The following is a 4,054-nucleotide window of genomic DNA, read 5'->3' on the forward strand; positions in this document are numbered from 1 at the left end:
TCGCCGAGGCGACCGCGGCACACCGCCCGCTGGACGAGGTGGAACAGGCGGTGGTGGACGCCTGCGACCGAATGAGCGGCGTCCCCCTGGAGTTGACAGGCGATCTGCCTAAGTAGGGTGCAACCGGACGGCGGGCGGACGGAGTCTGTCCTGGCGGTACCGAAGCAGAACCTACCGGCGAGGAGTTGAGCCGACCATGCAGTGTCCGAAGTGCCATGCGCCGATGCACACCTACAACCGCAACGGCGTCCAGATCGAGCAGTGCAGCGGCTGCCGCGGGATCTTCCTCGACTACGGCGAGCTGGAGGCGCTGACCCGCCTGGAGGCCCAGTGGTCCCAGCCCGTGCCGCCTCCGCCGGCCCCGCAGGCCTACCCGGCGCCGCCCGCCCCCGCCTGGGGCGCCCCGCACGGCGGCCACGGGCACTACGGCCACGGCCACCACCACAAGAGCTTCGGCCGCATGCTGTTCTCCAGCTGAGCCACGCGAAAGCCCCCGGCCGCACGAGACGGCCGGGGGCTTCCTGGTGTGGACGATACTGGGATTGAACCAGTGACCTCTTCCGTGTCAGGGAAGCGCTCTCCCGCTGAGCTAATCGTCCTCGGGACCACGATCACTCCGGTCTCACTCACTGGAGCGGATCATGGGCACTACGTGCGCGATACTGGGATTGAACCAGTGACCTCTTCCGTGTCAGGGAAGCGCTCTCCCGCTGAGCTAATCGCGCGGGTCCGGATCTTTCCGTACGAGCTGGAAGATCCAGTGGACGATACTGGGATTGAACCAGTGACCTCTTCCGTGTCAGGGAAGCGCTCTCCCGCTGAGCTAATCGTCCTTGGAGGTGGAGACGGGATTTGAACCCGTGTAGACGGCTTTGCAGGCCGTTGCCTCGCCTCTCGGCCACTCCACCAGGAGTGCAGGGGACCGGGAGTCCCCTCTTCCTTCGAGCGGACGACGAGGCTCGAACTCGCGACCTCAACCTTGGCAAGGTTGCGCTCTACCAACTGAGCTACGTCCGCCTGTCGTTTCGGATCGCTTACGCGTCCCGGCGACGTGTTGAACTCTAGCGGATTCCCGGGCCAGTACAAAAACGCGTTTGTGCAGCGTGCTGCGCTGCGTCCACACGAGGACCCGGTCAGGCCCCCGGCAGGACACGCCCGGGCCACCCGTGGGACACCCGCCATAGACTCGACCACGTGCTCGACCTCCCTCCTCTCGCCCGCTTCGGCGACCGTGTCGCCACCGGCCTGGCCGATGTCACCAGCGACCCCGCGGCCCTGGACTCCGCCGGCTTCTGGGCCGTGGCCGCCGACTACGAGGGCCGGCTGACCTGCGCCCGTTTCCGGGACGTGCGGCGGGAGCCCGTGCCCGCTCCCGCGCCCGGCGCGTGGCAGGGGCCGGGGGCCGGCGACTGGACGTCCTCGCTCGACCGTGCCGCGTACACGGCGGGCGTGCGCCGCATACGCGAGCACATCGCGGCCGGCGAGGTCTACCAGGTGAACCTCTGCCGCGTGCTCTCCGCGCCGATCGCGCCCGGCGCCGACGTGGACGCCCTGACCGCCGTACTGGCCCGCGGCAACCCCGCGCCGTACGCGGGAACGATTCGGCTGCCGGAACACGGTGTGGAGATCGCCACCGCGTCCCCGGAGCTCTTCCTGCGCCGCGACGGCCGGACCGTGGAGTCCGGGCCGATCAAGGGCACGGCCCGCACCGAGGCGGAGCTCCTGCGGAAGGACTACGCCGAGAACGTGATGATCGTGGACCTGGTACGCAACGACATCGGGCGCGTCTGCACCACCGGCAGCGTCACCGTGCCCGACCTGTGCGCCGTCGAGAAGCATCCCGGCCTCGTCCACCTGGTCTCCTCGGTCCGCGGCGAGCTGTGCGCCGGCGCCGGCTGGCCGGAACTGCTCGACGCCGCCTTCCCGGCCGGCTCGATCACCGGAGCCCCCAAGTCGAGCTGCCTGCGGATCATCGAAGCCCTGGAGACCGCGCCCCGCGGCCCCTACTGCGGCGGCATCGGCTGGGTCGACGCCGACCGGGGCGTGGGCGAGCTGGCCGTCGGCATCCGTACCTTCTGGATCGAGAGGACCCCGGGCGGCACGGCCGTCCTGCGCTTCGGCGCCGGCGCCGGCATCACCTGGGACTCCGACCCCGAGGGGGAGTGGCGGGAGACCGAACTGAAGGCGGCCCGGCTGCTCGCGATAGCGTCGGGGACGTACGAGCCGTCGTACGAACGGTCGTACCAGACGTCGTACGAGAGGTCGTACGAGGACAGCGGAGAGGGACTGCAAAGGTGAAGATCTGGCTCGACGGCGGGCTGCGGGACATCGAGTCCGCCCGCGTCTCCGTCCTCGACCACGGGCTGACCGTGGGCGACGGCATCTTCGAGACGGTGAAGGCGGCCGACGGCAGGCCGTTCGCGCTCACCCGTCACCTGGACCGGCTGAGCCGCTCGGCGCGCGGACTGGGGCTGCCCGACCCCGACCACGACGAGGTCCGCCGCGCCTGCGCCGCCGTACTCGAGGCCAACCCGATGCCGCTGGGCCGGCTGCGCATCACCTACACCGGCGGCCACGGCCCTCTCGGCTCCGACCGCGGCGACCACGGTCCGACCCTCGTGGTCGCCCTCGGCGAGACCACCCGCCGCCCCGACTCCACCGCCGTCGTCACGGTCCCCTGGACCCGCAACGAGCGTGGCGCGCTCACCGGACTGAAGACCACCTCCTACGCCGAGAACGTCGTCGCCCTCGCCCGTGCCCACCAACACGGCGCATCCGAGGCCCTGTTCGGCAACACGGTCGGGCAGCTCTGCGAGGGCACCGGCTCCAACGTCTTCGTCGTCCTCGACGGCGAGATCCACACCCCGCCGCTCGCCTCCGGCTGCCTCGCCGGCATCACGCGCGAGCTCGTCGTCGAGTGGACGGGCGCCAAGGAGACCGACCTGCCGCTGGACGTCCTCCAGCGGGCCGAGGAGGTCTTCCTGACCTCCACGCTGCGCGACGTCCAGGCCGTGCACCGCGTCGACGACCGCGAACTGCCGGGCACGGCGGGCCCGGTGACCGCCAAGGCCATGCGCGTCTTCGACGAGCGGTCGGGGCACGACCTCGACCCGTAGGACCGGGTCGGCGGGCCGGGCCGGTCGGCGGGTCCGAGGACAGACCCGCGGAAATTGGGCTGACGGAGGCCGTGGCGGCGGGTAGAACTCCCGGTGATGACCACGACCCTGCGGCCGACCGAGCCGCTTCAGCACCACGCCGACGGAACACGTTCACGCCGCTACCAGGTGTGCGTGAACAGCCGTCCCGTCGGCGTGACCCACCTCTCGACGCACCCGGTCTTCGGACCGGCCGTGGCCCGGATCCTCGAGCTGCGCATCGACGAGCCCGACCGGGGCCGGGGCCGGGGCACGGTCGCCGCGCTAGCCGCCGAGGAGGTGGCGCGCGGTTGGGGCTGCAAGCGGATCGAGATAGCCGTGCCCGCCACCGAGGAGGCCGCGGTCCGGCTCGTCACCGCCCTCGGCTACGTCCAGCGCAACCGGGGCATGGAGAAGCGGCTCGGCACCACCGCGCCCGAACTGCCCGCCGGCAGCCGGGGCAGACCGATGACCGAGGCCGAGTACGGGCCGTGGCTGGAACACGGCAAGGCCGGCTACGCCCAGAGCTGGATCGACCGTGGCGTACCCGCCGACGAGGCATGGGCCAAGTCGGAGGCCGACCACGCCAGGCTGCTGCGCCAGGGACCGGCGACCCCCGGCATGCTGCTGAGCGTCCTGGAGCACGAGGGCACTCCGGTCGGCACCCTGTGGGTCGCCGTCAGCGAGGACCAGGCCTTCGTCTACGACGTGGAGGCCGACGAACGCTTCCGCGGCCGGGGGCACGGGCGCTCCCTGATGCTCCTGGCCGAGGCCCAGGCGGTGGCCGCGGGCAAGCAGGTGCTGGGCCTCAACGTCTTCGCGGGCAACACTCCGGCGGAGCGCCTGTACGACTCCCTCGGTTACCGCCCGGTCCTCTACGCCCTCTACAAGGAACTTCTCTAGTGCCGCATCAGGCAACG

Annotated in this window: 4 protein-coding genes and 5 tRNA genes; 4 read left to right on the forward strand and 5 right to left on the reverse strand. The window is 71.2% G+C overall.

Annotated features, from left to right (window positions below):
- The first annotated feature begins 196 nt into the window (after positions 1 to 196).
- On the forward strand, positions 197 to 478 hold the full coding sequence (locus tag BZY54_RS08720) for a TFIIB-type zinc ribbon-containing protein (protein ID WP_086724225.1): 282 nt from the start codon (positions 197 to 199) through the stop codon (positions 476 to 478).
- A 49-nt stretch (positions 479 to 527) separates the two neighbouring features.
- Here the strand turns inward: BZY54_RS08720 and BZY54_RS08725 are convergent.
- The 5 genes from BZY54_RS08725 to BZY54_RS08745 form a co-directional block, all read right to left on the reverse strand.
- A tRNA-Val gene (locus BZY54_RS08725) sits at positions 528 to 599 on the reverse strand.
- Between the two features lie 54 nt (positions 600 to 653).
- Positions 654 to 725 (reverse strand) — tRNA-Val (locus BZY54_RS08730).
- Positions 726 to 761: 36 nt separating this feature from the next.
- Positions 762 to 833 (reverse strand) — tRNA-Val (locus BZY54_RS08735).
- A 1-nt stretch (position 834) separates the two neighbouring features.
- Positions 835 to 908, reverse strand: a tRNA-Cys gene (locus tag BZY54_RS08740).
- Positions 909 to 944: 36 nt separating this feature from the next.
- Positions 945 to 1,017 (reverse strand) — tRNA-Gly (locus tag BZY54_RS08745).
- 177 nt (positions 1,018 to 1,194) lie between these two features.
- Here BZY54_RS08745 and BZY54_RS08750 point away from each other — a divergent pair.
- The 3 genes from BZY54_RS08750 (at position 1,195) to BZY54_RS08760 (ending at position 4,037) form a co-directional block, all read left to right on the forward strand.
- Entirely contained in the window at positions 1,195 to 2,298 is a 1,104-nt protein-coding gene (locus BZY54_RS08750) for a chorismate-binding protein (RefSeq protein ID WP_244217040.1), read from the forward strand.
- Positions 2,295 to 3,116, forward strand: coding sequence for an aminotransferase class IV (locus BZY54_RS08755; RefSeq protein ID WP_086724227.1), 822 nt, complete (start codon positions 2,295 to 2,297; stop codon positions 3,114 to 3,116). Before BZY54_RS08750 ends, BZY54_RS08755 begins: the two co-directional genes overlap by 4 nt.
- A gap of 96 nt (positions 3,117 to 3,212) precedes the next feature.
- A complete protein-coding gene (locus BZY54_RS08760) occupies positions 3,213 to 4,037 on the forward strand; it encodes a GNAT family N-acetyltransferase (protein ID WP_086724229.1) in 825 nt (274 codons plus the stop codon).
- Positions 4,038 to 4,054: the final 17 nt, after the last annotated feature.

The organism is Streptomyces carpinensis, from assembly GCF_002154505.1.
Lineage (GTDB): Bacteria > Actinomycetota > Actinomycetes > Streptomycetales > Streptomycetaceae > Streptomyces > Streptomyces carpinensis.

Excerpts from the sequence above, each read along its gene's own strand:
- BZY54_RS08720 (WP_086724225.1), top strand. The coding sequence starts at position 197 with ATGCAGTGTCCGAAGTGCCATGCGCCGATGCACACCTACAACCGCAAC.
- BZY54_RS08760 (WP_086724229.1), top strand. The coding sequence starts at position 3,213 with ATGACCACGACCCTGCGGCCGACCGAGCCGCTTCAGCACCACGCCGAC.